A 26743-nucleotide genomic window follows, 5' to 3' on the forward strand; every position below is an offset into this window, starting at 1 on the left:
CAAAATCAGCGCTCGTCACAGACCGTGGCGGGCGCTGAAACTTTGTTGCACCGCGCCGGCGATAGCGGCATTCTGCCGCGGCGAAGAGGTTCCAGGGCAGGTCGCAGATGAAGCGCAAGATCGCGGCGATTTTCGCGGCCGATATTGCCGGCTACTCGAGGCTCGTTGCGGAAGACGAGGAAGAGACGCTGCGGCGCCTGGCGTCCTATCGCTCCGTCATCGACGATTTCATCGCAAAGGCGAACGGCCGCATCTTCAACACCGCAGGCGATGCCGTGCTCGCGGAATTCCCGAGCGCGGTCGACGCGGTGCGCTGCGCGATCGACATCCAGGAGTCCTTGCGAACCCGCAACATGGCCTATCCGCCGAGCCGGCAGATGTCGTTCCGCATCGGCATCACCATCGGCGACGTCGTCGAGCGCGACGGCGATCTGCTCGGCGACGGCGTCAACATCGCAGCCCGGCTCGAGGGGCTCGCGGAGGTCGGCGGCATCTGCATCTCGCGCGCCGTGCATGAGCAGGTCGCCAACAAGCTGTCGGTGCAGTTCGCCGATATCGGCGCACAGGAAGTGAAGAACATCCCGACGCCGGTGCACGCCTACATGGTCGCGATGCGGCGCGAGGACGGGACTTACGCAAGACCGCAGCTGAAGAAAACGATCAAGGCTGCGCCTGCGCCGAACTGGATGTGGCCGCTGGTGGTCGGCGTGGTCTCCGTTGTCGCCATCGGCGTCGGCGGCTTCCTCTATTTCACCAAGCTCGAGACGGCGCAGGTCACGTCCAGTCCCGCGACGTCCACTGCCGCGGCACCCGCGCCGGGTTCGCTCACTGCGCCGTCACCCAGCCCGACGCCCACGATGGCGGCGAAGGCGCCTTCGCCGGTGCCGACATCGACGCCGACCCAAGCGGCTGCCGCGACACCGACGCCGATGTCGTCACCGCCCGCTGCCTCCACCGGCAAGATCGCGGTGGACGCGGTGCCGTTCATCGGCGAGCGCCAGCGTGCATTTCTCAGCAACGAATATGCGGCCGCCGGGGATTACAAGGCTTACGCCCTGAACATCGGCGGCTTCTTCGGCTCCGCGCTCAATAAGCCGACCGAGGAGGAGGCGCGCAACGCCGCGCTCGACCAATGCCAGAAGCGCGCGGACGCCGCCCAATCGCAGCGGCGCTGCGAGCTCTATGCCGTCGGCAACAAGGTGATCTATGGCCATGGGGAGCCGCCGATGCCGCCGAAGCCCTGGTATCGGCACGACGCCATCACCGAGCGCGCGTTCGTGCCGAAAGATTTTCCGATGCTGCGTGATCAGTTCAAGACCCGGCTCGAAAACATCTACATGACGGCGGCGAAATCGCGCACGATAGCGCTCGGCCCGGGTGGACAATATTTCATGGGGCTTGGCGGCACGACGGTCGACGATTCGGCGCGGCGCGCGCTGGAGTCCTGTGGCGCGATCGCAGGCGCGGCCTGCATGATCGTGGCGGTCGACGACGTCTTCGTCGTGCCGATCCCGACCCTGCTCCGGGTCACCGGCTTCTTCCACGCCGCGACCAATCCCTCGATCGTGGCCGATGCGCGCGACGAGGTCGTGCGCAAGCTCGGCGACGGCACGGGCTGGAATGCGGTCGCCGTCGGCATCGCCGGCCGCCCCGGTCTCGGCCTGAAAGCCGCCGACGAGCAGACCGCGGTCAACACCGCGCTCGCCGACTGCGCCAGGCATGACAGCGACTGCCACGTCATCGCGATCGGCCCGTTCGCGGTCGGGCCGATGAATTGATACGCGAGGCTATTTGGCGAAGGGTGCGAACTGCTCGGCCACCGCCCGGTAGACCTCGCGGCGGAACGGCACCACGAGGTCGGCGACGCGGTCGAGCTGCTCCCACCGCCACGCGTCAAACTCCGCGGGCTGGTCATTGCGCGGCGTCAGCGGGTCGATCTCGTCGTCCCTGCCGGTGAAGCGCAGTGCGAACCACTTCTGGCGCTGGCCGCGAAACTTTGCCAGCCGATGCGTCTGCGGTCCGTCATAGGGCGGGAATTCGTAACTGAACCAGTCGGTCTCGCCGAGATAGCAGGCGCTGACGACACTGGTCTCCTCCCACAGCTCGCGCATGGCCGCATCGCGCAGGTTCTCGCCCTCGTCGACGCCGCCCTGCGGCATCTGCCAGTCGAGCCCGGGCAGGATGATCTCGGGGCCGTCGCCCTTGAAGCGGTGCCCGATCAGCACGCGGCCATCGGCGTTGAACAGCGCTATCCCGACATTGGGGCGGTAGGGTTTTTCGGTGGTCACTTGCAAATGTCTCTCGTCGTCATTCCGGGGCGATGCGTAGCATCGAACCCGGAATCTCGAGGTCCCGGATTCGATGCTGTCGCATCGCCCCGGGACGACAATAAGGATCAACCATCCGCCAGCGCGGAAAATTCCTTCACCACGCGCTCATAGACCGGGCGCTTGAACGGGATGATCAGTGAGGGGAGGTTCTTCATCGGCTCCCAGCGCCAGCTGACGAATTCGGCCTTGTGGCCGCCGCCGCCGGGATTGGCGACATTGATCTCGCTGTCCTTGCCGGTGAAGCGCACTGCGAACCACTTTTGGCGTTGGCCGCGGTAGCGGCCCTTCCAGGCGCGCCCCGCGACCGTGCGCGGGATGTCGTAGATCAGCCAGTCCGGCACCTCGCCGAGCCGCTCGATCGAGCGCACGCTGGTCTCTTCATAGAGCTCGCGCTTGGCGGCTTCCCAATTGTCCTCGCCGGGATCGACCCCGCCCTGCGGCATCTGCCAGACATGGTTGTCGTCGACATGCTCGATGCCGCCGGCTCTGCGACCGATGAACACCAGGCCTTCCTTGTTGAGCAGCATCACGCCGACGCAGGTTCGGTAGGGCAGATCCTCATAACGCGCCATTCCGCCAAACCTCTCGCGTGCTGCCGGCCGGGCCATCGGGAAGCCCTGCCGTACCAATTCTTTGATTTAGCTGGATTTTGATTTCAGCATCGCGGATGTCAATGGCACCAATAGAATACCCCGGTCGTTCAATGTCTTGATCCAGGCCCCGATCCGCTCGATCGAGACCGGCAGGGCCGAGGCCGTGCCGATGGCGACGCCGCGCTCCCGCGCCGTCGATTCCAGCTTGTTGAGGGCGCGGTCGATCTCGGTCGGGGTCGGCACCGCGTCGAGCGCGATGTCGCCCCTGCCGAACGGCACCGCGAGGCTCCCGGCCGCCTGTGAGGCGATGCTGCGGGGCGAGGAGCCGTCATCGAAGAAGCCGAGGCCACGCCTGCTGGCCTCGCGGATGATCGGCTGCATCGCCGCGTCCGTCGCGATGAAGCGGGCGCCCATGAAATTGGTGAGGCCGGCATAGCCCTGCATCCGGCTGAGGTGCCAGTACAGGCGGTCGGTGTTCTGGTCTGCCGTCAGCGAGGTCAGCAGCGTCTGCGGGCCGGGATCGTTGTCGGGGAAGTCGTAGGGCTCCATCGGGATCTGCAGGAAGATCTCGTGGCGCTGGGCGCGGGCGCGCTCGGCGAGCTTGGCGGGATCGGACCCATAAGGCGTGAAGGCCAGCGTCACCGCGCCCGGCAGCTTCATGATGGCGTCGGTGGTCTTGGCGGCGCCGACGCCGAGGCCGCCGATCACGATCGCCACCACAGGCATTTTCGCGGCCTTGGCCCGGTCGGCCTCGGCGGCATAGACGTTGAACGGCTTGAGGTCGCCCGAGATCGCGGGGATCATGCCGTAGCGGGACTTCTCCAGCAGCTTTGAATCGACCCCGTTCATGACGGGCGGGGCTGCGGAAGCCGCCTCGCCTTTGTCGGCGGCCTCGCCCGCGCCGATCACCACGTCATGGCGTGCGCCGGTGGAGCCGTCGATCATGGTGACGGTCTTCTGCTCGCTCGCCTGCTTCGGCGCCTCCTTGGTCTCCTGCTTGCCTTCCTGCTTGATCTCCTGGCCATGACCGGAGGCGATAGGCTTCTCGTCGGTGGCCTTGGGATCGCGGATCGCGATCCGCATCATCGGCTCGCCCCCGAGCGGGTCCTTGTTGAAGATGGCAAAGCCGGCAAAGGTGACCAGGAACAGGCCGAGCATGACGGCGATCAGTTGCATGGCGGTGAACGGCAGCCGCAGCCGCCGTTTCCGGCGCGGCTTGTCCTGTCCGAGCGGGGCGCTCAGATCATCGGCCGTTTCAGTCATGCGAGATCCCGAATCACTCGACCCGACGATACCACGTCGAGGTCAAGCGGCGGCAGGCCGGGATAGGCCGGGGAGACCAGGAGTTCCCAAGCAAAAAGGGCGGCCTCCTGAAGCCGCCCTTTCGTCAGATCGGATAGGTTGTGCCTAGCTCGCCGCCTTGGTTGGCTGCCTTAGTTCGCTGCCTTAGTTCGCGGCCTTGGGCTTGTCCGCCGGTGCGGCCTTGTTGTCGCTGCCAGGCGTCGGCGCTGCGGAGGCGCTGTTCTTGATGCCGTGGAGCAAATCGTCGGCCATCTTGAGCGCCTTGTCGTCCTTGGCGTCCGGCGGGACGTAGGATTGCGAACCGGTCTTCTCGTCGCCGTCGTTCTTGAGGTGACCGCGCAGCGAAGCTTCGCCCTTGGTATCGGTGCGCGCCTTCAGCTCATCAGGCACGTCCTGCAGCACTTCGATATCGGGCACGATGCCCTTGGCCTGGATCGACTTGCCCGACGGCGTGTAGTAGCGCGCCGTGGTGAGGCGCAGCGCGCCGTTGCCGCTTCCGAGCGGGATGATGGTCTGCACCGAGCCCTTGCCGAACGAGCGCGTGCCGACGATGGTCGCGCGCTTGTGGTCCTGCAGCGCGCCGGCGACGATCTCCGACGCCGAGGCCGAACCGCCGTTGACGAGCACGATGACAGGCTTGCCCTTGGTGAGGTCACCCGCGTGCGCGGTGCGGCGCTGGGTCTCCTCGGCGTTGCGGCCGCGGGTCGACACGATCTCGCCCTTCTCCAGGAACGAATCGGACACGGTGACGGCTTCCTCGAGCAGGCCGCCCGGATTGTTACGCAGGTCGATGATGTAGCCCTTCAGCTTGTCGCCGATCTGGCTCGAGAGGTTGGCGACCTCCTTCTTCAGGCCTTCGGTGGTCTGTTCGTTGAAGGTGGTGATGCGGATATAGGCGATGTCGTCGGCCTCGACACGCGCGCGCACCGAGCGGACGCGGATGTTGTCGCGCACCAGGGTGACGTCGATCGGATTGTCCTGGCCCTTGCGGATGATCTTGAGCTTGATCTTGGTGTTGACGGGGCCGCGCATCTTCTCGACCGCCTGGTTCAGGGTCAGGCCCTGCACCGCTTCATCGTCGAGATTGGTAATGATGTCGTTGGCCATGACGCCGGCGCGCGAGGCGGGCGTATCGTCGATCGGCGAGACCACCTTGATCAGGCCGTCTTCCATCGTGACCTCGATGCCGAGACCGCCGAACTCGCCGCGGGTCTGCACCTGCATGTCGCGGAAGCTCTTGGCGTCCATGTAGCTCGAATGCGGATCGAGGCCCGAGAGCATGCCGCTGATCGCGGATTCGATCAGCTTGGTGTCGTCGGGCTTCTCGACATAGTCGGAGCGCACGCGCTCGAAGACGTCGCCGAACAGGTTGAGCTGGCGATAGGTGTCCGCTGTCGCGGCTCGCGCGCTGGAGCCCATGAACACCGCGCGCGGCTGGGTCACGAACAGCGTCAGCGCCGCACCGGTGGCCGCGCTGAGGAGGATAACTGAAGTCTTGCGCATCATCCGCGAACCTTCTCGCCTTCATTTGCGGCCCACCATGGGCCTGGATCGATTGGAGTGCCGTCTTTGCGGAACTCGACATACAGCACAGGTTGACTCGCGTTGGTGGCGAGAATGGAGGCGACTTGAGATGTCGACCCCATGGTCGCGACCGGCTCCCCCGTGAGCACAAACTGTCCGATGTTTACCGAAATGCGCTCCATCCCGGCGATCAGGACATGATACCCGCCCCCGGCATTGAGGATCAAGAGTTGTCCATAGCTGCGGAACGGGCCGGCATAGACCACCCAGCCGTCGCACGGGGTCGTGACCTGGGAGCCGGGCTTGGTGGCCAGCGAAATGCCCTTCTGGACCCCGCCGACCCCGTCGGAACCGCCAAAGTCCCTGATCTTGTTACCGTTAACCGGCAGCGGCAGGAGCCCCTTGGCCGAGGCAAACAGGATCGCCGGGCTGGTCCGGGAGCGGTCCTTGAAAATGGCCGGGCCCGGTTTGGCATTGGCCGCCGCGTTTGCAGCCGCAGCTTTCGCCTCTTTGGCCTCGGCCTGCCTGGCGGCCTCGGCGGCCTTCTCGGCCGCCTTGGCGGCACTTTGCAGGTCCTGCTCCATCTTGGCGATCAGCCCCTGGAGGTCGCCGACCTGCTTTGACAGCGTGATGGCGCGCGAATTCTCGGCGTCGAGGTCCTTTTCGCGCGAGGCCTGCTGGCGCTGCCGCTCCTCGACCAGGGCGGTGAGCCGGGTCTGGTCGCTGCGGATCCTGTCGCGGTCGGAGGCGAGCTGGTCGCGTTCGCTCGCGATGGTCTTGCGCAAGGCAACAAGCTCGCCGAGCTCGCTTGCGATCGTCTCGGCGCGGCCGCGCAATTCCGGCACGACGGCGCCGAGCAGCATCGCGGTGCGCAGCGATTGCAGCGCATCTTCCGGCCGCACCAGCAGCGCCGGCGGCGTACGCCGTCCGGCGCGCTGCAGGGCCGCCAGCACCTCGACGATGTCGGCGCGGCGCGAATCGAGCGAAGCGCGCGCCTGCTGCTCGCGGCCGTTCAGCGTCTTCAGCCGCGCCTCGGCCTCGTCGATCTTGGTCTCGACGGTGCGGACATTGGCGGCGGTGTCGATCAATTGCTGATTGAGCTGGGTGCGGTCCTGGCCGAGCGAGGCGATCTCGGCCTTCAGCTTGGCCTGCGCCTCCTCCGCGCTCTTCTGCCGGGCGCGCGCGGCTTCCAGCTCCTGCTCGCGCTGCTTGATCGCGTCGGGTGAGATCGCCGCGGTCTGCGGCGCCGGTGCGATTGCCTGACCTTGCATCTGAGCTTGCGCGAGGCTTTCTTCAGCGAAGAGGCTTGCGCCGGCGCAGCTCGCCATCAGCAGCAAATTGAGGATCGGCGCTCGCATCTGTTGCGCAAGGTGCTCGTTGTGGCGCGAATCACGCGCGATGGTAGGGGTGGCCGGCCAGAATGGTGGCGGCCCGATACAGCTGTTCCAGAAGCATGACGCGGACCATTTGATGCGGCCAGGTCGCAGAGCCGAACGCGATCGTGAGCTTGGCCTTACGGCGCAATTCGGGCGAAAGTCCGTCCGCCCCTCCGATCACGAAGATAGTATGACCGACGCCCTCGTCGCGCCAGCGTCCGAGATTCCGTGCGAATACGGTGGAATCGAGGTTCTGGCCGCGCTCGTCCATCGCCACCAGAATCGATTTTTCGGGAATGTGCGCCGATATCGCCGCGGCTTCCTCGGCCATGCGGGTTGCGGTGTCGCGCGCGCGGCTCTCGGGGATTTCGTGGATGGTCAGCTCGCGGAATCCGAGCTTGCGGCCAACCTCGTCGAACCGCTCGAAATAGCGGTCGGCAAGCTCCCGTTCGGGGCCCTGCTTCAGCCGGCCCACCGCAATGACTGCAACACGCATGAGGCTTCAGAGTCGTGTTTTCATGACCGCGCGCATTCCGCGCGCGCACGACGCTAGCATGCGCGTCAGCCGATTCGAAATCGGCCAAGCAGGCCGACCGGTCGAGCCTAGATCGCCTTCGCCGCCCCTGGGCCCTGCGTGTACAACCGCTCCAGGTTGTAGAACTCACGGACCTCGGGTCTGAACACGTGCACGATCACATCGCCGGAATCGATCAGCACCCAGTCGCAATTGGGCAAGCCCTCGACGTGGATGTTCTTGATGCCGCTTTCCTTGAGGCTCTTCGTCACGTTCTCCGCGATCGCGCCAACGTGCCGGTTCACACGGCCCGTGGTGACGATCATGTAGTCGGAGTATGCCGATTTGCCGCGAAGGTCGATGGTGACCGTCTCTTCCGCCTTCATATCCTCGAGGCGGGAGAGGATCAGGCTCAGCGTCTTGTCGGCGTCGGGTTGCGCCTTCAAGGCCGCAGCTTGGGTCGATGTTTTACGCGTAGGCTTAGCAACCTTGGGTAAAACAGACTTGGACAATACAGACGTGGTCAGGGACCATTCCTTTCACTGTATCGCGAACGCCGAATCCGGCGTCCACTGGCTACACTACATCATGTGGGGTTAAGGGTTTCAATATGCCAGAGAGCCCGTAAGTCCCCACATTGCGTCTCACTTCGTACCTTTCCAGCTTCCGTCCGGGTTCCTCAAGCCCGTCGAGGAGAGGTTGAGCTTCAATCCGGTCAGGAACACCCAGGCCGGCGCCGGCCGATCCGCAAGCGAGGCGGCTTCAATCTCCGGCAGGCGATAGCGCGCGAGCGCCTGGGCGGCGGGGGAGGCGAGGGCGCGGAAACTTTGCGGCGGACGGTCGATCACTGCCATCGGGACCTGGGCGGCGATGCGCCGCCAGTCCTGCCAACGATGGAATTGAGCGAGGTTGTCGGCGCCCATGATCCAGACAAAGCGCAAGCCCGGGAAGCGGCGGCGCAAGGTGTTGATCGTGTCGATAGTATAGCGGGTGCGAATGACGGATTCGAGACAGCTCACCTCGATCCGCGGGTCATCAGCGACGTCACGCGCCGCCTGCATGCGCTCGCCGAGCTCGTGCAGATTGCCGTTCTCCTTGAGCGGATTGCCTGGGGTCACCAGCCACCAGACGCGATCGAGTTGCAATCGCGTAAGTGCGAAGCGGCTGATCGCGCGATGCGCCTGATGCGGCGGATTGAACGAGCCGCCGAGCAGGCCGATGCGCATGCCCCCGGTATGGGGCGGGACCGCTTGCGCCACGAAGCGCGGCACGACGAAATTTTGACTCAATGCCCCGCGCCTCGCGACATCGCTTACGGCCGCGTCTGTCCGGTGCCGTGAACGCGATATTTGAAGCTCGTCAATTGCTCGGCGCCAACAGGACCACGGGCGTGGAAGCGGCCGGTGGCGATGCCGATCTCGGCGCCAAAGCCGAACTCGCCGCCGTCGGCGAACTGCGTCGAGGCATTGTGCAGCACAATCGCGGAATCGACTTCGCTGAGAAATTTTCTCGCCGCAGCCTCGTCCGAACTCACGATCGCATCGGTGTGGTGCGAGCCGTGGTCCTGGATATGCGCGATCGCGCCGTCGACGCCGTCGACCACCTTTGCGGCGATGATCGCGTCGAGATATTCCGTGTCCCAATCGTCTTCGCTGGCAGGCTTTACGCGCGCATCCGTCCCTTGCACGGCATCGTCACCGCGCACTTCGCAGCCGGCCTCGAGCAGCATCTCGACCAGCGGCTTCAGAGCCTTGCCAGCAGCGGCGCGATCGACCAGCAGCGTTTCAGCGGCGCCACAGACGCCGGTGCGGCGCATTTTTGCGTTGAGCACGATCTCCTTCGCCATGGCGAGGTCGGCGCTGGCATCGACATAGACGTGGTTGACGCCTTCGAGATGCGCGAACACGGGCACGCGCGCTTCCTGCTCGACGCGCGCGACCAGGCTCTTGCCGCCGCGCGGCACGATCACGTCGATCGAGCCGTTCAGTCCGGACAGCATCATGCCGACCGCTGCGCGGTCGCGCGTCGGCACCAGCGTGATCGCAGCTTCGGGCAGGCCGGCTTCGCGCAGGCCCTGGACGAGACATTCGTGGATCGCGCGACAGGAGCGAAAGCTATCCGAGCCACCGCGCAGGATCACGGCATTGCCTGATTTCAAACAGAGCACGCCGGCATCTGCCGCAACGTTGGGACGGCTCTCGAAGATCACGCCGACGACGCCGAGCGGCACACGCACGCGCTCGATGGTCATCCCGTTGGGTCGCTGCCAGCTCTCGGTGACGATGCCGACGGGGTCAGTGATGCCGCGCACGATTGCGATGCCCTCGGCCATGCCCTCGACTCGCGCCGGCGTCAGCGTCAGGCGATCTATGAAGGCGGAGGTCGCATCGCCCGAGGCACGGGCTTCCGCAACATCCTCGGCATTGGCGGCGAGGATCGCAGCTGCGTTGGCGCGGATCGCTCGTTCCATGGCCTCCAGCGCCCGGTTCTTCTGCTCCGGCGGCGCCAGCGCCAGCACGCGCGCGGCGGCGCGGGCACGGCTAGCGAGATCGGACATCAGCGCCTGAAGATCGGCATTGCCGTCAACGGCTTTGAGGGGGGCGGCCATGGGAGTTCAACCTTCTGCTAAGGCGGTGTCCTAGCACGGAAATCCCGCTTTTGCGAAGGGTGGGGAGGGTATGGCTGGGGCCCGGCTGGTGCTGCCGAGTCGGCCAATGGCCTGGTCAGGCCCGAAGCTGGACAGGTGCTTGCCAGGCGACCAAATATCAATAAATATCATTATCTGATAACGGAGCGGTCCCATGGCAAGCAGCTACAGCATCGGCAAGCATTTCGAGGACCTGATCGACAATCTGGTCGAGAGCGGCCGCTACGCCACCGCGAGCGAGGTGATGCGCGAAGGCCTTCGGTTGGTCGAGGAGCGCGAAGAGCGGCGCAAGATCAAGCTGGAAGCGTTACGGGAGGAAATCCAGAAGGGGTTCGACAGCGGACCGATGGAAGAAGTCGGTGACATGTTCGAGCGGATCAAGTCAGAAGGTCGGAAGCGTCTGGCGGCCAAGAATGGCAAAAAGACCGCTTAAGAGTCCGCAGACAGAAATCGACCTTACGGCGATCTGGGATTATATCGCCGCAGATAATCCGCGAGCGGCCGACGCGCTGCTTGATCGCATCGACGCAACATTCAATATGTTGGCAGGCACACCATTTGCCGGCCGCGATCGCAGCGAATTGCGCGCCGAGCTGCGTAGTTTTCAAGTCGGCAACTATTTGATCTTCTACATACCCACAGCTGACGGTGTTGAAGTTGTCCGAGTGATGCACGGCCGGCAGGATATCGGCGCCGACGACATGCAATAGTTGGCGGCCGGTTCGCCCTTACCCGCCCACCACCAGATCATCGCGGTGGATCATCTCGGACCTCCCGCTGATGCCGAGGATAGTCATCACCTCAGGCGAGGAGCGGCCCTTAATCCGCTCGGCGACCTCGGCGTCATAGGCGATCAGGCCGCGGCCGATTTCGCTGGTGTCGGGGCCGCGGACGATGACGGCATCGCCGCGGGCGAACTGGCCCTCGACCTTGATCACGCCGGCCGGCAGCAGGCTGGCGCCGGCGCGCAGCGCGGTCACCGCGCCCGCATCGATGGTCAGCGTGCCCTTCGGCTCCAGCGTGCCTGCGATCCAGCGCTTTCGCGACGTGATGGGATTGGCCGGGGTCAGGAACCAGGTGCAGCGGCCGCCATTGGCGATCGCCTGCAGCGGATGCTCGATCTTGCCCGATGCGATCAACATATGCGTGCCGCCAGTCGTGGCGATCTTGGCGGCCTCGACCTTGGTGCGCATGCCGCCGCGCGACAGCTCGGACTCGGCATCGCCAGCCACCGCCTCGATCTCCGAGGAGATGCTCTCGACCACCGGGATCAGCTTTGCGTTCGGGTTGTTCTTCGGCGGCGCGTCGTAGAGGCCGTCGATGTCGGACAGCAGCACCAGCAGATCGGCGCTTGCCATGGTGGCGACGCGCGCGGCGAGGCGGTCATTGTCGCCGTAGCGGATCTCGGTGGTGGCGACCGTATCGTTCTCGTTGATGACGGGGATGGCGCGCCACTCCAGGAGCTTGCCGATGGTGGAGCGGGCATTGAGATAGCGACGGCGCTCCTCGGTGTCCTGGAGCGTCACCAGGATCTGTCCGGCGCCGATGCCGTGGGCGCCGAGCACCTCCGACCAGATCCGCGCCAGCGCGATCTGGCCGACGGCCGCGGCGGCCTGGCTCTCCTCCAGCTTCAGCGGGCCGCGCGGCAGCTTGAGCCGGCTGCGGCCGAGCGCGATCGAGCCGGAGGAGACCACGAGGACGTCGCGGCCCTCCCTGTGCAGCCTGGCCATGTCGTCGGCGAGCGCGGCGAGCCAGGAAGCACGCACCTCGCCCCTGTCGGAATCGACCAGCAGCGCGGAGCCGACCTTGACGACGATGCGGCGGAATTGACTGAGTTCGGGACTGGCCATGTGCGGATGTTTTGGCGCTACGGAAATTGTTCCGGTGAGGCCCCGCTTTTGCAGCAGGACGATGGCCGGCGCAAGGCGGGCAGAACGGTAAAGGGCGAAGGTCGGCCTTGTCTTGCCGGCCAGCCCGGTTCTAATGCCGCCGACCAATCACAGGCTGGACGGGAAACGAATGGATCGCCGTAAATTCATGGCCGGATGTCTCGGTCTGCCGCTGCTGGCGCAGCACGCGGGTGAGGCGCACGCGCAGGCTGGCCTCACCAAAATTATCTTCCCGTTCGCGGCGGGGGCGGGCGGCGACACGCTGTGCCGGCTGATCGCGCAGGAAATCGCTCCGATGCTGCAGCGGACCGTCGTGGTCGAGAACCGCACCGGCGGCGACGGCCTGATCGGCATCAAGGCGGTGAAGGGCGCGAGCCCCGACGGCAGCATGGTGCTGGTGACCACGGGGCCGACCATGTACCTGCTGCCGATGGTGGAGACGATTCCGAGCTTCGATACGGCGAAGGATTTCATGCCGGTGTCGCTGCTGGCGCGGTTCGAGTTTGCGCTGGTGGTTGGCCCGGCCATGGATGTCGCTGAGTTCAAGGGATTCGTCGCCTGGCTGAAGGCGCATCCCGACAAGACCTCGTTCGGCGTGCCGAGCAACGGCACCATTCCGCACTTCGCCGGCTCGAAGCTGGAGAAGGATCTCGGCATTGCCCTGACGCGCGTGCCCTATCGCGGCAGCGCGCCGATCCTCAATGACATCATCGGCGGTCATATCTCGTTCGGCATTACGACATTGGCGGATGCGCTGCCGCAGCATCGCGCCAAGGGCGTCAAGATCATCGCGACCAGCAGCGCCGAGCGTTCGCCGTTTGCGCCCGAGGTGCCGACGCTGAAGGAGAGCGGCATCGATCTCGTTGCCGATGCCTGGTACGGCATGTGGCTTCCCGCCGGCAGCCCGCCGGAATTCGCCAGCAAGCTCGGTGCCGCCGCGAGTGCGGTGCTTGCCAAGCCTGAGGTGAAAGAGAAGCTCACGGCGATCGGGCTGATTCCAGTCGGCAGCAGCGCGGATGGCCTGACCAAGGAGCTCGCCGCCAACACGGCGTTCTGGCAGCCGATCGTGAAGGCGACGGGATACAGGATCGAGAATTGAGTCTCTCCTCCCGTCATTGCGAGCGCAGCGAAGCAATCCAGCGCCCCTCCGCGGAGAGATTCTGGATTGCTTCGCTGCGCTCGCAATGACGGCGCGTCTCAAATCTTCGCGCGCTGGGCGATGCCGTCCTTGATCGCGGCAAGCTCCGCTTCGTCCCAGATGCCGATCAAGATCCCGCCCTTCACCTGGAGCTGGTTGTCGGCATAGTTCGCGATCCTCTCGCGCGGCGTGGTGATGTGATCGTTCGGATGCAGGGCCCAGTCGAACAGCTCGGCCTGGAGCCGCGCGATGATCGCAGCGCATTCCGGATCGTCGCCGCGATCGACATATTCGTCGGGGTCGGTTTCGAGGTCGTACAGCATCGGGCGGAAGCCGGAGGCGTGGATGTATTTCCAGCGGCCGTCGAACACCATGAACAGGCGGCAGCGCTCGATCGGCTGGTTCAGCTTCAGCCGCACGTCCTGCATGGAATAGTCGTATTCCGAGAACGCCACCTTGCGCCAATCGGCTGGCCTCTCGCCGCGCAGCAGCGGCAGCAGCGAGCGTCCTTCGAGGATGTGGCCCGGCACCTTGCCGCCGAAATAATCGACGAAGGTCGGCGCGAGATCAATGCCTTCCACCAGCGCATCGCAGTGCGTGCCGCGCGTCGCGTCGGCTTCTTTCGACGGATCGATGATGATCAACGGGATCTTTGCGGACTGCTCGTGGAACAGGTCCTTCTCGCCCATCCAGTGATCGCCGAGATAGTCGCCATGATCGGAGGTGAACACGATCATGGTGGTTTCCAGGAGGCCGCGCGCCTGCAGAAACTTCATCAGCACGCCCATCTGGTCGTCGATCTGGGTGATCAGGCCCATATAGGTCGGGATCACCTTCTCTCTCGCCTCGTCGCGCGCCATGTTGCGGGAGTAGCGCATGTCCATGTAGGCCCCGAACACCGGATGCGGGTTCTGCCGCTCGCGCATCGAGCGGATCACCGGGATCATGTCCTCGGTCGAATACATGCTGGCATAGGGCTCGGGCGCGATGTAGGGCCAGTGCGGCTTGATGTAGGACAGATGCAGGCACCATGGCCGGCCATCGGTCTCGGCCTCGCTGATGAAATCCATCGCGCGGCGCGTCATGTAGGGCGTCTCGGAATGCTCGTCCGGCACGCGCGCGGCCTTGTCGGCATGCACCAGCAGCCAGCCGTTCTGCAACGAGCCATCTTCGGCTGCGCCTGAATTGGCCCAATGCTCCCACGGATTGGGGGCCTCAAAACCTTGCTTTCGCAGATATTCGTCGTATCTCGGGCGTGGCCGGCCGCTCGGATGCAATCCGTCGTCGCGCTCGTAGGGTTCGAAGCCGCATTCGGCGACATGCACGCCGATGACGGATTCCGGCGGGATGCCGAGCGCCTTCATGCCTTCGAGGTCAGGCGCCATGTGGGTCTTGCCGACCAGCACGTTGCGCACGCCGATCTTCTTGAGGTGATCGCCGAGCGTGGGCTCGCCGACGCGGAGCGGCCAGCCGTTCCAGTGCGAGCCGTGCGAGCGCATATAGCGGCCGGTGTAGAACGACATCCGCGAGGGCCCGCAGATCGGCGACTGCACGTAAGCCTTGGTGAAGAGCACGCCACGCCTGGCCATGGCGTCGATGTTCGGTGTCTTCAGCGTCGGATGACCGGTGCAGCCGAGATAATCGTAGCGAAGCTGGTCGCACATGATCCAGAGAACGTTCTTCGCGCGCGCCATGCTTTGCCTCCGCCCCCTTCTCGATCTTCTGGATGCTGCTCTATCGAGGGCGCGAAGACAACCTCTCCCACAGGGAGAGGTCGGCGCGTAGCGCAAATCGACCTCTCCCCGTTGGGGAGAGGTGTGGAGAGAGCATCGCCCTCTACGCCGACCACGGCTCCGCTTCGGCCGCACTCTTGGCCTTGGCTGACACCGGGGCCTCGCCGATCACATCGACCAGCGCGCGCAGCGCTTCCTTGACGCCCTGGCCCGTCGCGCCCGAGATCAGCAGCGGCGTCTTCTTTGCGGCGCGCTTCAGCCGGTCCTTCTGCTTCTTCAGCTCGTCCGGCTCGACCGCGTCGATCTTGTTCAGCGCGACGATTTCGATCTTGTCGGTCAGCAGCCCGCCATAGGCGTCGAGCTCCTTGCGCACGGTCTTGTAGGCCTTGCCGGCATGCTCGCTTGTCGCGTCGACCAGATGCAGCAGCACGCGGCAGCGCTCGACATGACCGAGAAAGCGGTCGCCGAGGCCGGTGCCTTCATGCGCGCCTTCGATCAGGCCGGGAATGTCGGCGAGCACGAATTCGCGGCCGTCGGCGTTCACGACACCGAGCTGCGGATGCAGCGTGGTGAAGGGATAGTCCGCGATCTTCGGCCGCGCGGCGCTGACCTTGGAGAGGAAGGTCGACTTGCCGGCATTGGGCATGCCGACGAGGCCGGCGTCGGCGATCAGCTTCAGCCGCAGCCAGATCCAGCGCTCTTCGCCCGGCTGGCCGGGATTGGCGTTGCGCGGCGCGCGGTTGGTCGAGGATTTGAAATGCGCGTTGCCGAAGCCGCCATTGCCGCCCTCGGCCAGCACGAACTTCTCGCCGACCTTGGTGAAGTCGTGGATCAGCGTCTCGCGATCCTCGTCGAAGATCTGCGTGCCCAGGGGGACCTTCAGCACGATGTTCTTGCCGTTGGCGCCGTGGCGGTCCGAGCCCATGCCGTTCTCGCCCTTCTGGGCCTTGAAGTGCTGCTGGTAGCGGTAGTCGATCAGTGTGTTGAGGCCGTCGGCGACCTCGATGATCACGTTGCCGCCGCGGCCGCCATTGCCGCCGGAGGGACCGCCGAACTCAATGAACTTCTCGCGGCGGAACGCCACGCAGCCGTTGCCGCCGTCACCGGAGCGGATATAGACCTTTGCTTCGTCGAGGAATTTCATGGGCCATAGGTAGGCCAGGCTGCCACCCGGGGCAACCCGGGTTTGCCCGCAAATCGGCCGAAATTTGAGCGATTTAGGCCCCTCGCTTAACCAGCCGGCCGGCGCCGGATCAGGAATTTCTGCGTGCCTTCCAGCACCAGCTCCTTGCGCTGGTTGAACACCGTGCTGCGAAGATTCACCGTGCCGGTCGTGCGGCCGGGCATGAGCTCGGTGACCTCGAGCGCGGGATAGATCGTGTCGTCGGCGAAGACGGGCTTGAGGAACCGGCTCGACTGCTCGAGGAAGCCGACCAGGGACTCCTCGACCATGAATGGAAACAGCCCGGCGCCGGGCGCGGTGTGGATCAGCGTCTGGAAGCCGTGGGCGAGCAGGTGCGGCATGCCGCGGGCGCGGCAATATTCCACATCATAGTGCACCGGGTGGGTGTCGCCGCTCGCGGTCTGGAAGGCCGCGAACACCGCGCTGGTCTGGGTCCGGCTCGGCAGCACGAAGCGCTCGCCGACCACGAAATCCTCAAACCAGCGTTGCGCTGGCATCATGCGGTGCTGGGCCGGGTCGAAATCCATCATGACGCAAGCTCTTGTCTCGGTGAGGTGCTTATCGCTACCGCGATGCGACGGGTGCGACAATCCATTCAATTCGGCTTGTGCGGGCTTGTCCCACGCGTCCACGTCATTAAAACCAACGCAAGCGGCTCTAGTCGCCGGCTTCCGACGCTCTCTCCGCTCGTCGTTGCGAGCGAAGCGAAGCAATCCAGACTGTCTCCGCGGGAGCAGTCTGGATTGCTTCGTCGCAAGAGCTCCTCGCAATGACGGTCTCCCTCTGACACGCGCCGATGCCCTTCTTCAAGAAACTCTCCGCCTATGACGACCGCTCGGCGCGCCTTGCCAGCATCGCTCTCATGGTGCTGTCGATCTCGATGTTCTCGTTCGGCGACGCCATCGGCAAATTCCTGGTCGGAACGTATTCGGTGGGGCAGCTCCTGTTCCTGCGCGCCTGCGCGGCGCTGTTGCTGCTGTCGCCGATGATCTGGCGGCAGCGTCATCAGTTCCTGCATCTGGAGCGGCCGGGCCTGCAGCTGTTTCGCGTCGTGCTGTCGACGCTGGAGGTCGCCGCCTTCTTCCTGGCGACGGTCTACCTGCCGCTCGCCGACGTCATCACCTATTATCTCGCCGGCCCGATTTTCGTTACCGCGATGTCGGCGATTTTTCTCGGCGAGAAGGTCGGCTGGCGGCGCTGGACCGCGATTCTGGTCGGCTTCTGCGGCGTCGTGATCGCGCTGCGCCCCTCGGTGCAGACGGTGAGCCTGCCGGCGCTGATCGCGCTCGGCGGCAGTCTCTCCTTTGCGACCTTGATGCTGATCACCCGCAGCCTGCGCAAGACGCCCGACATCGTGATGGCGTCCTCGCAATTCATCGGCACGTTGTCGCTGGGGGCCGTGCTGTCGGCCTTCCACTGGGTGCCGCCGACGCCGGGCAGCCTGGTGTTCTTCGTGCTGGCGGGATGCATCTCGGTGACGGCGCTGTTCTGCGTCAACCGCTCGCTGAAGCTCGCGCCGGCGAGCGTCGTGGTGCCCTATCAGTACTCCATGATCGTCTGGGCCGTGATCTTCGGCTTCGTCGTGTTCGGCGACGTGCCGTCCATCGCCACCATCATCGGCGCCGCGATCATCATCGGCGCGGGATTCTACATCTATTTGCGCGAACGCGATCTCGGCCGCGCAAGCGAAGAGGTCAATCCGCCGGTGTAACCACAACCTCGGTGTCGTCCCGGCGAAGGCCGGGACGACACCGTGAATGGAGCAGGCAGCCGGGCCTACCTCACCCGTCTCGCGCTGCTCCAGCTCTTCAGCGACGACCACACGCCGCGGGAGAGGCGGAAGCAGTCGACCGGCGTCGACGAGCCCAGCGCCAGGAAGCGATGCAGCTGCACGCCGCTCCACTGGAAGCCGCACTTTTCCAGCACGTTGCGCGAGGCCGGATTGGTGACGCGCGCACCGGCATAGAGATGGTCGTCCTCGAACTCCTCGAAGAAGAAGTCGATGGCGCCGCGCGCGGCTTCGGTGGCAAAGCCCCGGCCCCAATGCTCGACGCCGAGCCAATAGCCGAGCTCGGCATTGTCGGGCGTGGAGCGGTCGATGCCGACCATGCCGATCGGCCCGCTGTCGTGCTCGATCAGGAACACGGTCTCGGCTTCGAGCGCGGCAATGTGCCTGATGAATGCGACGGCATCGTCCTGCGAATAGGGATGGGGCAGGCGGCGGGTGTTTTCGGCGACACGGCGGTCGTTGGCGAGGCGGGCGATGGCGTGGGCGTCGGCAAGGGTCGGCCGTCGCAAGGTCAGCCGTTCGGTGGCGACGACGCCAGGTCTCGCCTCGGCCAAGGTCACGCTCGAGAAATCCTGCAACATGTCCGGCTCCGTCAAAGTCACAAAATCAAAAGTGAACACGACAAACGAAAAGGGGAGGCCGGTTTCCCTGCCTCCCCTGGAGCCTTCGATCTGTTCGATCTCTCGGACTCCGCCGGTTCGGTCAAGGACCCGGCGGACTCCATATGATCCACCGTCTATTCAGCCGCCTCTGCGAGCGGGAGCACCGCTACGAAGGTGCGTCCGTTGGCTTTGGCCTGGAATTCAACACGACCCTCGATCTTGGCGAACAGAGTGTGGTCCGTGCCCATGCCGACGTTGAGGCCGGGATGCCAGGTGGTGCCGCGCTGACGCGCAATGATGTTGCCGGGAATCACGTGCTCCCCGCCGAACACCTTGATGCCAAGGCGCTTACCCTTTGAATCGCGACCGTTGCGCGATGAACCGCCTGCTTTTTTGTGAGCCATGGCTCGTCTCCGAAATCCTGCGTATCTTCTTAGGTCAATTCCTTGACGGAATCATTTCAAAACGTCGCACGCCTCAATTCGTGAATTGGCGTGATCGGTCTTAAGTTACTCGGCAGCTTCCGCTGCAGGCGCCTTGGCAACCTTTTCCTTCTTCGGACGCGGGCCCTTGGTGGGCTTGGCGCCGTCGGCCAGGATCTCGGAGATGCGGAGCACCGTGATCTCGTCGCGATAGCCGCGCTTGCGGCGCGAATTCTTGCGGCGGCGCTTCTTGAACGCGATGACCTTGGGGCCGCGCTTGTGGTCGAGCACCTCGACCGCAACGGAGGCGCCGGCCACCGTCGGAGCGCCCAGCACCGGCGTGTCGCCGCCGAGCACCAGAACTTCATTCAACTGCACGATCGAGCCGACTTCGCCTTCGATCTTGCCAACTTCCAGGACATCATCCGGCACGACGCGGTATTGCTTGCCGCCGGTTTTGATGACTGCGAACATCGTTTTTTTCCTTCGTGTTCAATCCCGGCCTCATGACTATCTGCCAGGGGCCGGCTTTTTGTCAGTCGCTATGGGTTTAGGCGTTTTGTGCGGGCGGGGATTATCCCCTTGAAAACCCACGCAAAAACATGCGGCGCGAGAAACGCCCCGCGCCGGTTGTGCGGACTTATAGCCGCAAGTCGCCAAGAGTCAAGGAAAAGCGGGCGAAAAAGGCCCGGATTTGAAGGATTTGGCCAGACCGCCCGAATTGCTGCCGCCCGAATTGCCGCAGCCGAGCAACCAACCGGTTCCCTCGCCGTTGTCTTTCCAAATCCGAAAACGCGGGCAAGGGCATTTCATGGCAACGGACGAACTGGTCAAGACCACGGGCATCGCCAATCACGGCGGCGAGCGGCTGCCATCGGTCGACGTCGACAGCTTCAATATCGAGCTGAAGGACGACGACGGTTTTCTCGGCGACCGCGCCAGCAAGGGCGCGTTCCGCGAGATCCTCGAGCGCTGGCGCAAGCCGCTGCGCAAGACCGGCGAGGACCCGTTCGGCAAGGAGCCGTCGGAGAACATCAGCAAGAAGACGCTGGATTCCATCCTGATCAGCGACGACGTCGAGGCCTCCGCCGTGGTGCACAGCGCCATCGAGGAGTTCGCCCAGGAGCTCGCTTATGTCACGCGCCGGTTCCTGAAGACAAAGGCCTGGGCCAAGACCGAGCGCATCGTGGTCGGCGGCGGCTTTCGCGATTCGCGCCTCGGGGAGCTCGCGATCGCGCGCGCCGAGATCATCCTGAAAGCCGAAGACTTCAAGATCGACATGGTGCCGATCCGGCATCACCCCGATGAAGCCGGCCTGATCGGCGCGCTGCATCTGGCGCCCTCGTGGATTTTCGAGGCCTATGACAGCATCCTCGCGGTCGATATCGGCGGCACCAACATTCGTTGCGGCCTGGTGGAGACGGGCTGGAAGAAGGCCAAGGACCTCTCGAAGGCCAAGGTGGTGAAATCGGAGCTGTGGCGGCATGCCGACGACGAGCCGACGCGCGAGGGCGCGGTGAAGCGGCTCACCAAGATGCTGAAGGGGCTGATCGTCGCAGCCGACACCGATGGCTTCAAGCTCGCGCCCTTCATCGGCATCGCCTGTCCCGGCGTGATCAACGCGGACGGGTCCATCGAAAAAGGCGCGCAGAACCTGCCGGGCAATTGGGAGAGCAGCAAGTTCAACCTGCCGGCGAGCTTGATCGAGGGCATCCCCATGATCGGCGAGCACGACACCGCGATTCTGATGCACAATGACGGCGTGGTTCAGGGCCTCTCCGAGGTGCCGTTCATGCAGGACGTCGATCGCTGGGGCGTGCTCACCATCGGCACCGGCCTTGGCAATGCGCGTTTCACCAACCGCCGCCGCGACAGCGGCCAAGGTAAAGATAATGGCAAGGACCGGGATGCTGCGGAGGGGAAGAAAAAGCCCAAAGAAAACAACAAGGAAAACAACAAGGACTCTGCCAAGGCGGACTAACCAGCGTTTGGACACCGGTTCGCGTCAGGAAAACGCGTCAACCGGGGTAACCTTGACTGGTTAGGTTAAGGACAACTTTACGTTGCAGTTCCCGAAACGCACGCTAAGGTGGAACCGTCGACTCACGCAGGCCTGCGAAGCCGCCCTTCCTGGCCTGCTTTTTGATGAGCGGCACGGGACCGCCAGTGGTTTACCGCGTCTGGCGGTCCCATCCCGTTTTCTTCTTCGCCTCTCCCGCTTGCTTTGCGGGAGAGGTGCACCGAGCCAGGATCGGCCTGATTCAACCCAATCTCGGCGCGCTTTTGGGGGACTCGCCGGCAGCGGGGCTGAAACAGGCAGCGGATTTTCCCCTCTCGCGCCTTGTCTGGCCCGCCATCCTCGCTTATGAACGCCCCCAACCACAGGGGCCCTGCCTCACTATGGCGACCTTCAGGAGAGGTGGCAGAGTGGTTGAATGCACCGCACTCGAAATGCGGCATAGGTGCAAGCCTATCGGGGGTTCGAATCCCTCCCTCTCCGCCAGCCCGAATTTCAAATCAACTGTTCCAGTGCCAGACAATGGGTCGGTCCCGGTTAGATCCTCATGCCGGTTAGGTCGTGGATAGGGGCAGGACAGCGAGCCAAGGAGCGCCACCATCCCTTTGCCACCTTGTGCTGACTTGGCCTCAGGACAATTCATCTTTTAGTGCTGCAGCAATACGCGATGCTTTCGTCGGATTTCAGCAATATCTTTACTCTGATCGTAAGTAGATGCATGCCGCTGCGCGCGGGAAGAAAAGACCAAGGGGGTAGTCGTGCAGATGAGCCGAGTTGCATGACCAATCAAGGATACGATATCGTTGGCGATATTCACGGTCATGGGGATGCATTGCATCGATTGTTACGCAAGCTCGACTACGTCGAAGTCGAAGGTGCTTTTCGGCATTCAGAACGGAAAATGATCTTCGTCGGCGATTTCATCGACCGCGGTCCGCAGCAGCTCGAAGTTTTGCGTGTTGCCCGCGCGATGTGTGAAGCTGGGACAGCCAGCGCAGTTTTGGGCCATCATGAGTTTAACGCCATTGGCTGGGCCGCTTGAAGTGAGAATGGCGACTTCCTTCGCAATCACTCTCCAAAGACCGCGCGCCAGCACGCGGAATTTCTTCGTCAGTTCGAAGAAAACTCGGCGGCCCATCAGGATGCTGTCAGCTGGTTCAAAACCCTCCCAGTTTGGTTAGACCTTCCTGATCTTCGTGTAGCCCACGCTTGCTGGCATGAACCATCGCTAAAGGTCCTCAGGCCGTTCTTGGACGAACGAGGCGGTCTTACAGAGTCAGGAATCCGTGAGGCCTATCGTGACGGAACACCCGCCCATGCCGCCGTCGAAATACTCCTGAAAGGCCCGGAGCAACGTCTGCCCGAGGGAATCCATTTCTTTGACAAAGATGGTCACAAGCGGGAGGAAGTCCGGTTGCGTTGGTGGGACCCGGAAGCCGTAACCTTTCGAAGAGCCACCCTTTCGATGGATGGTCGCGAGGCTGAATTGCCCGACGCGGAGCTTCCTCGGGACTTGAGGTATCGTGGAAGCAAACCGGTGTTCTTTGGCCACTATTGGATGAATGGTTCACCGAGACTTACGGCACCAAACGCAGCATGTCTCGACTTTAGCATTGCGAAGGGCGGGTATCTGACGGCCTATCGATGGTCGGGGGAAACTCAATTGTCGGATAAGAATCTAATTTCGGTCGCGGCATAGGCGAAATCACAAAAAGCCAACAGGTTCATGTTCAGAAGCCGAAAGGGCCACGGGTATTCTCAGCCCGGATGCAGGCAGGCTCACTCCGATGTGGCAGCTGTGGAACTGGCGTAGAAACGGCATTGCATCCAAGGGAGCGGAGCCGAGGCGCGAGAACTTAAGCCGAATCTACTGTACTCTACTGGCAACTGAAACATGGAGGCAAAATGGGCATTGAGCTGAAGCAGGAGACTTTAGCGAAACTTCGTAACCAGCTTGGTCGTGAGCCAACCGATGCTGAGGTTCGTGCTGCTCGTGACGAACTACTTCGAAGGCATTATGCCGCCATGCTGACAACCGAGATGATGTTGCGTGACGAAGCGGATGAGTTCTCGCCGCGGTCATCCAAATAAGGCAATCTCAATCGCTCAAGCGCCCCGCAAGAGCCCCAAGGATTCGTCACCCCCGCCCTGAGCCCGCCCCGCAACATCGACCGGGATTTAGATTACCTCGTTCCGCGAGCTGGCGTGTCGCTAGCGTTGGAGAGCAGTTTGAGCTGCCCGCGCCGGGTATTCAGCTTTTAGTCGCAGTCGTGGCTGCATGCCGAGACTGGAGGATTTCGTGCCATACAAAGTCATGATCGACGACAATTTTCATTTCGGACGCGGAGACGAACGCAACGAGCATGGCGTCTTTTCGAGCGCTGAAGAAGCCATTGCGGCCTGCAAGCGCATTGTGGATGAGGATCTGAAAAATTCATACCGGCCTGGCATGTCTGAAGCAGAGCTCTACGAAACGTACACGATGTTTGGCGACGATCCGTTTGTCATGCCCATCGATAAGGCTGATAAATCAATAACATTCTCCGCATGGGATTATGCAAAAGAACGCTGCAAGGCTTTTGGGTTCAGCGGTACCGAGGGCTGAACTGAGATAGTGAAATTGATGCCCACGTCCATGCGTACATTATGTCTTGCCACGGCGTTGTCGATGCCGGCCGTAATCGCCCTCCGGTAGACCTTGTCAACACGCGAAATCACCACGATGATCCGCGCGTCGTAGCATCGCTCGCGAGGCCTTCATGCGAAAATGCGAAGTCGCCGTGCTGGGTCTGGGGCTGATGGGCGGAGCAGCGCTGGGCGCGTTGCTGGAGGCCGGCGTCGATGCGCTCGGGTTCGACCCTGTCGCAGCAGGTTCTGATCGCGGCTCGTCGCATGGGTCATGTCGCATTTTTCGTCGCTTCAATTTCGAAAATCCCAACTACACTGGCCTGAGCGACGAGGCTCATGCCGGCTGGATCCGGTTGCAGGCCGAAAGCGGTCAAACGGTTCTGACGGAAACCCCTATCCTGGAGGCCGGCCGCCCCGGCTCCGCCATGGTGGCGTCCTCGCGCGCGGCCGCGATCGCGACAGGGCGTCCGGATCCGATGATGACCGCTGCTGTCGCGAACAAGGAATTTCCGGCTTTCAACCTGCCTGACGATTGGGACGTCGTGGTGCAGGACGGTGGCGCGATCCTGCACACCGCTACAGTCATGAAACTGATGCGATCATGCGCCGCGAATCGCGTGATTCCGGAACGCGCGAGCTTCACGCCGCGCCACGACGGCGTCTCGATCCGCACGGCGAGCGAAGAGTTCTTCGCCGAGCGCGCGATCCTGGCGCTGGGCCCATGGCTCGGTCGCGCCCTCCCGCAACTCACCCCGCTGCTCAACGTCACCCGACAGGCGGTCGGCTGGTTCAAGCCAGCCCGCCCTGAGACTGTAGCGCTCGGTCGTTTCCCGATCTTCATTCTGGACCGAGGTCCTGACAACATCGTCTACGGCTTTCCGGATTTCGAACGGCGCGGCGTCAAAGCTGCGCCTCACAACCACGGGCCCGTGGTCGGCCCCGACGACTGGGGTCCGCCCGCCACCGATGCCGAACTCCGCCCCATCGGCGAAGCGCTGGCCGCGCTCGTCCCCGGCGCGGCCGGGCCCATCGTCGATCGCGACGTCTGCCTCTACACCAACACCGCGCCCGCCGACATCAGGCTGGACGCGGGCGATGAATTCATCATCGATCGCTGGCCGGAGTCCCGCCTCATCGTCTGCTCCGCGTGTTCAGGCCATGGTGCGAAGTTCGCGCCCGCCATCGGGCAAAGGCTCGCGCGCCTTGCCACCGATCCGTCCTACCAAGCCGAACCCTTCTTTCAGCTGTCCCGATATTCTCAATTCGCCTGAGCGGATGCTGGGATTTCGCGCCCCGCCTGTCGAACCTCCCGCCACGATGCCATCATGCACCTGTTTTGCCCGACGGAACAAGCGCAATTTCTGAAATTCCGTAGACGCTGGCAAAAGCCCTTGTTCTGACGGGAGCTGGCTACTGTGCATGGGGTTGTTTTCGACTTTCTTTCCGCCCGGCAAACGGAAGCCCGCAGGCGCCGTGGCCGTTTGAACCCGCCGCCGCCGCGTTCCGACCAATAGCCCACGGCCGGCAGTCGGCCAGCTGATCCACGACCATGTGATCCACGACGATGTTCGACAAAGCTTACCGGCAGCGCCTCGAGGCTGACCTTGCGCAATGGGAGGCCGATGGCGTGATCGCGCCGGCGGCAGCTGGCGCCATCCGCAATGCATTGCCGCCGCTCTCATCAGGCATCAACATCGCCGTCGTCGTTGCCATCGTCGGCGGCCTCCTGATCTCGGCCGCGTTCCTCGCCTTCGTCGCGGCACACTGGACCGAGATCGCGCGCCTGTTGCGGTTTGCGATCCTGCTCGCCGGCATGATCGTCTCAGGCGGCCTTGGCGCGTGGTTCGCTTCGACGGGCCGCAGCATTCTCGCCGATCTCTGCGCCAGCATCGGTGCCATCATCTTCGGCGCCGGCATCGCGCTGGTCGGCCAGATGTATCATCTCGGCGACGATTTTGCCGGCGGCATGCTGCTGTGGGCGATCGGCGCATTCGCAGCGGCGCTGCTGACCGGCTCGCGCGGCGCGCTTGCGGTCGCCCTCGTCGCCGCCTCCATCTGGACCTGCATGCGCGCCTATGACGCGCCTGATGTCCTGCATCTTCCGTTCCTGCTGCTCTGGCTGATCGCCGCCGCCGTTGCGCTCGCCTGGAATTCGCACGTCGCGGCCCATCTCGTTGCGATCGCGCTGCTGCCGTGGTGGATCGCGACAGCGCTGCGCTTCGATCTCGACGGCATGCAGCCGGCCTTCGTGCTGGCGAACGGAGCCGCGCTGCTGTTCGGCGCCGGCCTTGCGATCGCATCTCACGCCTCGCCGCGGGCGCAGCGGCTTGGCAGTGTGCTGTCGATCTACGGCGCGTTTGCGCTTGGCCTCGTTGCCTCCCTGGAGGTGACGACGATCGACGACATCTTCCCCTTCCGAACCGGAACGGCGCCAGCGCAGCCGCCATGGGCGATCCTGTGCGGAATTGCCGGCGTGGTTCTTGCGCTCGCCTCCGCCGGCGTGACAAGGCGCGCGGGTGAAATCCTCGCGGCCTGTGCCATCGGCCTCGTGCTGGTCGCCGCGCCGCTCTGGCCGGCGTCCGCGGCCGGCGAGCCCTGGTTCGCCTATGCCGCGCTGCTCGCTGCCATGCTGTGCCTCGTCGTCTCAGGCGTGCTCGATGACGTGCGCCCGCGCATCGTCGCCGGCTGGCTCGGCATCGCCGGCGTCATCGCGGGCACCACCTGGACCGTGAAGGGCTCGCTGCTGCGCCGCTCGGCTTTCCTGGCGGCGGCCGGTGTCATCGCCGTCGTGTTCGCGTCGGCACTCAATCGCATGCTGCCGAGGGCCGGGCGATGACGAGGCTCTCCGCACTCTGGCAGCGCATCCCGAAAGCCGTGCTGTTCGGCGTCGCGATCCTGCTGCAATGCGCGCTGTTGATCCTGATGGTCGCCGATCGCACGCAGATCCTGCGCGAGGGCCGTGAGGTGACCTTGCAGACCCGCCCCGTCGATCCCCGCGATCTCCTGCGCGGCGACTACGTCACGCTCGGTTACGACATCACGCAACTGCCGGCAGG

Annotated in this window: 27 protein-coding genes, 1 tRNA gene and 1 pseudogene; 13 read left to right on the forward strand and 16 right to left on the reverse strand. The window is 64.0% G+C overall.

All coding sequences use genetic code 11. The annotated features are described in order from the left end of the window. Window positions 1-107 precede the first annotated feature (107 nt). Window positions 108-1778 carry an adenylate/guanylate cyclase domain-containing protein gene (locus tag AOQ71_RS01235; RefSeq protein WP_057740774.1) on the forward strand — a complete coding sequence of 557 codons (1671 nt, stop codon included), beginning with the start codon at window positions 108-110 and terminating at the stop codon, window positions 1776-1778. A 9-nt stretch (window positions 1779-1787) separates the two neighbouring features. On the opposite strand, the gene AOQ71_RS01240 is transcribed toward AOQ71_RS01235, so the two are convergent. The 9 genes from AOQ71_RS01240 to AOQ71_RS01280 form a co-directional block, all read right to left on the reverse strand. Next, window positions 1788-2288, reverse strand: a complete 501-nt coding sequence (locus tag AOQ71_RS01240) for an RNA pyrophosphohydrolase (protein WP_057740776.1) — start codon at window positions 2286-2288, stop codon at window positions 1788-1790. A gap of 107 nt (window positions 2289-2395) precedes the next feature. Beyond that, window positions 2396-2902 (reverse strand): RNA pyrophosphohydrolase, encoded by a 507-nt coding sequence (locus AOQ71_RS01245; protein ID WP_057740778.1) that lies wholly within the window; start codon window positions 2900-2902, stop codon window positions 2396-2398. Window positions 2903-2968: 66 nt separating this feature from the next. Next, the gene (locus tag AOQ71_RS01250) at window positions 2969-4186 is read right to left on the reverse strand and encodes a divergent polysaccharide deacetylase family protein (protein ID WP_057740780.1); all 1218 of its coding nucleotides are present in this window, start codon (window positions 4184-4186) and stop codon (window positions 2969-2971) included. Window positions 4187-4369: 183 nt separating this feature from the next. Next, a complete protein-coding gene (locus AOQ71_RS01255) occupies window positions 4370-5731 on the reverse strand; it encodes a S41 family peptidase (protein ID WP_057740782.1) in 1362 nt (453 codons plus the stop codon). Beyond that, entirely contained in the window at window positions 5728-7107 is a 1380-nt protein-coding gene (locus tag AOQ71_RS01260) for a murein hydrolase activator EnvC family protein (RefSeq protein ID WP_057740784.1), read from the reverse strand. The genes AOQ71_RS01255 and AOQ71_RS01260 overlap by 4 nt, the downstream gene beginning before the upstream one ends. Window positions 7108-7138: 31 nt before the next feature. Further along, window positions 7139-7621: a 23S rRNA (pseudouridine(1915)-N(3))-methyltransferase RlmH gene (gene rlmH, locus AOQ71_RS01265; RefSeq protein WP_057740786.1), complete on the reverse strand. Its 483-nt coding sequence runs from the start codon at window positions 7619-7621 to the stop codon at window positions 7139-7141. Between the two features lie 107 nt (window positions 7622-7728). Continuing rightward, a complete protein-coding gene (gene rsfS, locus AOQ71_RS01270; protein WP_057740788.1) occupies window positions 7729-8085 on the reverse strand; it encodes a ribosome silencing factor in 357 nt (118 codons plus the stop codon). A gap of 198 nt (window positions 8086-8283) precedes the next feature. Beyond that, a complete protein-coding gene (locus tag AOQ71_RS01275) occupies window positions 8284-8928 on the reverse strand; it encodes a nicotinate-nucleotide adenylyltransferase (protein WP_057740790.1) in 645 nt (214 codons plus the stop codon). A gap of 23 nt (window positions 8929-8951) precedes the next feature. Then, window positions 8952-10247, reverse strand: coding sequence for a glutamate-5-semialdehyde dehydrogenase (locus tag AOQ71_RS01280; protein WP_057740792.1), 1296 nt, complete (start codon window positions 10245-10247; stop codon window positions 8952-8954). A 193-nt stretch (window positions 10248-10440) separates the two neighbouring features. Here AOQ71_RS01280 and AOQ71_RS01285 point away from each other — a divergent pair, with 193 nt between their 5' ends. Beyond that, window positions 10441-10719 carry a type II toxin-antitoxin system ParD family antitoxin gene (locus AOQ71_RS01285; RefSeq protein WP_057740794.1) on the forward strand — a complete coding sequence of 93 codons (279 nt, stop codon included), beginning with the start codon at window positions 10441-10443 and terminating at the stop codon, window positions 10717-10719. Beyond that, the gene (locus AOQ71_RS01290; protein WP_057740795.1) at window positions 10700-10996 is read left to right on the forward strand and encodes a type II toxin-antitoxin system RelE/ParE family toxin; all 297 of its coding nucleotides are present in this window, start codon (window positions 10700-10702) and stop codon (window positions 10994-10996) included. Before AOQ71_RS01285 ends, AOQ71_RS01290 begins: the two co-directional genes overlap by 20 nt. 18 nt (window positions 10997-11014) lie before the next feature. On the opposite strand, the gene proB is transcribed toward AOQ71_RS01290, so the two are convergent. Then, on the reverse strand, window positions 11015-12136 hold the full coding sequence (proB, locus tag AOQ71_RS01295; protein WP_057740797.1) for a glutamate 5-kinase: 1122 nt from the start codon (window positions 12134-12136) through the stop codon (window positions 11015-11017). A gap of 169 nt (window positions 12137-12305) precedes the next feature. Between proB and AOQ71_RS01300 the strand changes: the two genes are divergently transcribed. Beyond that, window positions 12306-13274: a Bug family tripartite tricarboxylate transporter substrate binding protein gene (locus AOQ71_RS01300; RefSeq protein WP_057740799.1), complete on the forward strand. Its 969-nt coding sequence runs from the start codon at window positions 12306-12308 to the stop codon at window positions 13272-13274. 98 nt (window positions 13275-13372) lie between these two features. On the opposite strand, the gene AOQ71_RS01305 is transcribed toward AOQ71_RS01300, so the two are convergent. The 3 genes from AOQ71_RS01305 to AOQ71_RS01315 all read right to left on the reverse strand — a co-directional run bounded on the left by AOQ71_RS01305 (window position 13373) and on the right by AOQ71_RS01315 (window position 16759). Then, window positions 13373-15007: an alkaline phosphatase family protein gene (locus tag AOQ71_RS01305; RefSeq protein WP_057740802.1), complete on the reverse strand. Its 1635-nt coding sequence runs from the start codon at window positions 15005-15007 to the stop codon at window positions 13373-13375. Window positions 15008-15149: 142 nt separating this feature from the next. Next, on the reverse strand, window positions 15150-16190 hold the full coding sequence (obgE, locus tag AOQ71_RS01310; RefSeq protein WP_057740805.1) for a GTPase ObgE: 1041 nt from the start codon (window positions 16188-16190) through the stop codon (window positions 15150-15152). An 86-nt stretch (window positions 16191-16276) separates the two neighbouring features. Then, window positions 16277-16759, reverse strand: coding sequence for a MaoC family dehydratase (locus AOQ71_RS01315; RefSeq protein WP_057740807.1), 483 nt, complete (start codon window positions 16757-16759; stop codon window positions 16277-16279). Window positions 16760-17025: 266 nt separating this feature from the next. Here AOQ71_RS01315 and AOQ71_RS01320 point away from each other — a divergent pair, with 266 nt between their 5' ends. Then, a complete protein-coding gene (locus tag AOQ71_RS01320; protein ID WP_057740809.1) occupies window positions 17026-17940 on the forward strand; it encodes a DMT family transporter in 915 nt (304 codons plus the stop codon). A gap of 65 nt (window positions 17941-18005) precedes the next feature. Here the strand turns inward: AOQ71_RS01320 and AOQ71_RS01325 are convergent, their stop codons facing one another. From AOQ71_RS01325 to rplU, 3 genes are all read right to left on the reverse strand, one after another. Continuing rightward, entirely contained in the window at window positions 18006-18599 is a 594-nt protein-coding gene (locus AOQ71_RS01325; RefSeq protein ID WP_057740812.1) for a GNAT family N-acetyltransferase, read from the reverse strand. Between the two features lie 155 nt (window positions 18600-18754). After that, the gene (rpmA, locus tag AOQ71_RS01330; RefSeq protein WP_057740814.1) at window positions 18755-19024 is read right to left on the reverse strand and encodes a 50S ribosomal protein L27; all 270 of its coding nucleotides are present in this window, start codon (window positions 19022-19024) and stop codon (window positions 18755-18757) included. Window positions 19025-19129: 105 nt separating this feature from the next. Continuing rightward, window positions 19130-19516: a 50S ribosomal protein L21 gene (gene rplU / locus AOQ71_RS01335; RefSeq protein ID WP_057740817.1), complete on the reverse strand. Its 387-nt coding sequence runs from the start codon at window positions 19514-19516 to the stop codon at window positions 19130-19132. Window positions 19517-19853: 337 nt separating this feature from the next. On the opposite strand from rplU, the gene AOQ71_RS01340 reads away from it, so the two are divergent. From AOQ71_RS01340 to AOQ71_RS46895, 8 genes and pseudogenes are all read left to right on the forward strand, one after another. After that, the gene (locus AOQ71_RS01340; RefSeq protein WP_057740818.1) at window positions 19854-21023 is read left to right on the forward strand and encodes an ROK family protein; all 1170 of its coding nucleotides are present in this window, start codon (window positions 19854-19856) and stop codon (window positions 21021-21023) included. Between the two features lie 432 nt (window positions 21024-21455). Beyond that, window positions 21456-21545: transfer RNA gene (locus tag AOQ71_RS01345), tRNA-Ser, on the forward strand. Between the two features lie 292 nt (window positions 21546-21837). Then, window positions 21838-22101 carry a metallophosphoesterase gene (locus AOQ71_RS46575; RefSeq protein ID WP_205668182.1) on the forward strand — a complete coding sequence of 88 codons (264 nt, stop codon included), beginning with the start codon at window positions 21838-21840 and terminating at the stop codon, window positions 22099-22101. Between the two features lie 863 nt (window positions 22102-22964). Beyond that, complete coding sequence (locus AOQ71_RS44615; RefSeq protein WP_157083319.1) at window positions 22965-23150, forward strand: hypothetical protein; 186 nt, start codon at window positions 22965-22967, stop codon at window positions 23148-23150. 208 nt (window positions 23151-23358) lie between these two features. Then, window positions 23359-23664 carry a hypothetical protein gene (locus AOQ71_RS01360; protein WP_157083320.1) on the forward strand — a complete coding sequence of 102 codons (306 nt, stop codon included), beginning with the start codon at window positions 23359-23361 and terminating at the stop codon, window positions 23662-23664. A 154-nt stretch (window positions 23665-23818) separates the two neighbouring features. Continuing rightward, the gene (locus AOQ71_RS01365) at window positions 23819-24958 is read left to right on the forward strand and encodes an FAD-dependent oxidoreductase (RefSeq protein WP_057740826.1); all 1140 of its coding nucleotides are present in this window, start codon (window positions 23819-23821) and stop codon (window positions 24956-24958) included. A gap of 293 nt (window positions 24959-25251) precedes the next feature. Continuing rightward, window positions 25252-26523, forward strand: a complete 1272-nt coding sequence (locus AOQ71_RS01370; RefSeq protein WP_057740828.1) for a DUF2157 domain-containing protein — start codon at window positions 25252-25254, stop codon at window positions 26521-26523. Between the two features lie 41 nt (window positions 26524-26564). Next, window positions 26565-26743 (forward strand): annotated as a pseudogene (locus AOQ71_RS46895) (GDYXXLXY domain-containing protein); the annotation flags it as partial.

The organism is Bradyrhizobium manausense (genome assembly GCF_001440035.1).
Classification (GTDB): Bacteria; Pseudomonadota; Alphaproteobacteria; order Rhizobiales; family Xanthobacteraceae; genus Bradyrhizobium; species Bradyrhizobium manausense.

Coding starts and splice junctions, on each gene's coding strand:
- AOQ71_RS01235 (WP_057740774.1), top strand. CDS start 108: ATGAAGCGCAAGATCGCGGCGATTTTCGCGGCCGATATTGCCGGCTAC.
- AOQ71_RS01245 (WP_057740778.1), bottom strand. CDS start 2,902: ATGGCGCGTTATGAGGATCTGCCCTACCGAACCTGCGTCGGCGTGATG.
- AOQ71_RS01250 (WP_057740780.1), bottom strand. CDS start 4,186: ATGACTGAAACGGCCGATGATCTGAGCGCCCCGCTCGGACAGGACAAG.
- AOQ71_RS01255 (WP_057740782.1), bottom strand. CDS start 5,731: ATGATGCGCAAGACTTCAGTTATCCTCCTCAGCGCGGCCACCGGTGCG.
- AOQ71_RS01260 (WP_057740784.1), bottom strand. CDS start 7,107: ATGCGAGCGCCGATCCTCAATTTGCTGCTGATGGCGAGCTGCGCCGGC.
- rlmH (WP_057740786.1), bottom strand. CDS start 7,621: ATGCGTGTTGCAGTCATTGCGGTGGGCCGGCTGAAGCAGGGCCCCGAA.
- AOQ71_RS01280 (WP_057740792.1), bottom strand. CDS start 10,247: ATGGCCGCCCCCCTCAAAGCCGTTGACGGCAATGCCGATCTTCAGGCG.
- AOQ71_RS01285 (WP_057740794.1), top strand. CDS start 10,441: ATGGCAAGCAGCTACAGCATCGGCAAGCATTTCGAGGACCTGATCGAC.
- AOQ71_RS01290 (WP_057740795.1), top strand. CDS start 10,700: ATGGCAAAAAGACCGCTTAAGAGTCCGCAGACAGAAATCGACCTTACG.
- proB (WP_057740797.1), bottom strand. CDS start 12,136: ATGGCCAGTCCCGAACTCAGTCAATTCCGCCGCATCGTCGTCAAGGTC.
- AOQ71_RS01300 (WP_057740799.1), top strand. CDS start 12,306: ATGGATCGCCGTAAATTCATGGCCGGATGTCTCGGTCTGCCGCTGCTG.
- AOQ71_RS01305 (WP_057740802.1), bottom strand. CDS start 15,007: ATGGCGCGCGCGAAGAACGTTCTCTGGATCATGTGCGACCAGCTTCGC.
- obgE (WP_057740805.1), bottom strand. CDS start 16,190: ATGAAATTCCTCGACGAAGCAAAGGTCTATATCCGCTCCGGTGACGGC.
- AOQ71_RS01315 (WP_057740807.1), bottom strand. CDS start 16,759: ATGATGGATTTCGACCCGGCCCAGCACCGCATGATGCCAGCGCAACGC.
- AOQ71_RS01320 (WP_057740809.1), top strand. CDS start 17,026: ATGCCCTTCTTCAAGAAACTCTCCGCCTATGACGACCGCTCGGCGCGC.
- AOQ71_RS01325 (WP_057740812.1), bottom strand. CDS start 18,599: ATGTTGCAGGATTTCTCGAGCGTGACCTTGGCCGAGGCGAGACCTGGC.
- rpmA (WP_057740814.1), bottom strand. CDS start 19,024: ATGGCTCACAAAAAAGCAGGCGGTTCATCGCGCAACGGTCGCGATTCA.
- rplU (WP_057740817.1), bottom strand. CDS start 19,516: ATGTTCGCAGTCATCAAAACCGGCGGCAAGCAATACCGCGTCGTGCCG.
- AOQ71_RS01340 (WP_057740818.1), top strand. CDS start 19,854: ATGGCAACGGACGAACTGGTCAAGACCACGGGCATCGCCAATCACGGC.
- AOQ71_RS46575 (WP_205668182.1), top strand. CDS start 21,838: ATGACCAATCAAGGATACGATATCGTTGGCGATATTCACGGTCATGGG.
- AOQ71_RS44615 (WP_157083319.1), top strand. CDS start 22,965: ATGGGCATTGAGCTGAAGCAGGAGACTTTAGCGAAACTTCGTAACCAG.
- AOQ71_RS01365 (WP_057740826.1), top strand. CDS start 23,819: ATGCGAAAATGCGAAGTCGCCGTGCTGGGTCTGGGGCTGATGGGCGGA.
- AOQ71_RS01370 (WP_057740828.1), top strand. CDS start 25,252: ATGTTCGACAAAGCTTACCGGCAGCGCCTCGAGGCTGACCTTGCGCAA.